Below are 736 nucleotides of genomic sequence, written 5' to 3'. Positions count from 1 at the left end.
GAACGCCTAAAGACATTGGACACCACGCAAAGTGAGTTGTCACGGTTCAACTACGAGAGGTTTTACTATTTGTAACAAATTAACGAAGAATATGATTTCAATATTCAGAAAGATAAGAGTAAAGTGGCAGATATGGAGAGGGCAAGCTATAGACATATGGTCAAAGAATGCTTATCCTGCTGATGTGTTGAGTAACCTTTGCAGCAATGGCTTCCGTTTTGATGGTGTTGTCTGCGGCAGTATGGAGGGATTTCTCCAATCATTGAAGCAGCAGGACATAAACAAACAGCGTCGAATATGTAGCATGAAAGGAAAAGATGCAAAGAAACAGACTTCGGCAGGATGGCAAACTGACCAGATAGTATGGTGGAAGGGTAAAGCTATAGACCGACAGAGCGGAGAATTCACAGCTCTTGTCCGCAAAGCCTATAATGCTATGTTCGAACAGAGTGAGGGTTTCCGTACAGCTTTGATGGCAACACGTGGTATGGCATTATATCATACTAAGGGCGAGAGCAATCCATACAGAACAATATTGACTGAGCAGGAGTTTTGCAGTATATTGACAGAGTTACGAGAAAACAATGATTATCGAAACAAAACTCAAGAGCTTATAGCCAAATCGGTACGATATGAGCCTGAAGCATAGCATTATGCCTTGTATATTTCGCCGATATTGAATATGAATGTCGGATTTCAAGAAGGATTTCGAAAGATTAGAGGCTTTTTGATAGGA

The 736-nt window shown here is 41.0% G+C and carries 1 protein-coding gene; it reads left to right on the top strand.

The genetic code is table 11. The annotated features are described in order from the left end of the window. Window positions 1–91 precede the first annotated feature (91 nt). Window positions 92–649, top strand: a complete 558-nt coding sequence (locus ST42_RS05915; protein ID WP_052485487.1) for an NADAR family protein — start codon at window positions 92–94, stop codon at window positions 647–649. Window positions 650–736 lie beyond the last annotated feature (87 nt).

This window comes from Prevotella pectinovora (genome assembly GCF_000834015.1).
GTDB lineage: Bacteria > Bacteroidota > Bacteroidia > Bacteroidales > Bacteroidaceae > Prevotella > Prevotella pectinovora.
This window is presented reverse-complemented; position numbering and strand designations above follow the sequence as displayed.

What these genes read in the sequence shown, in the direction of transcription:
- ST42_RS05915 (WP_052485487.1), top strand. Translation starts at nt 92, where the DNA reads ATGATTTCAATATTCAGAAAGATAAGAGTAAAGTGGCAGATATGGAGA.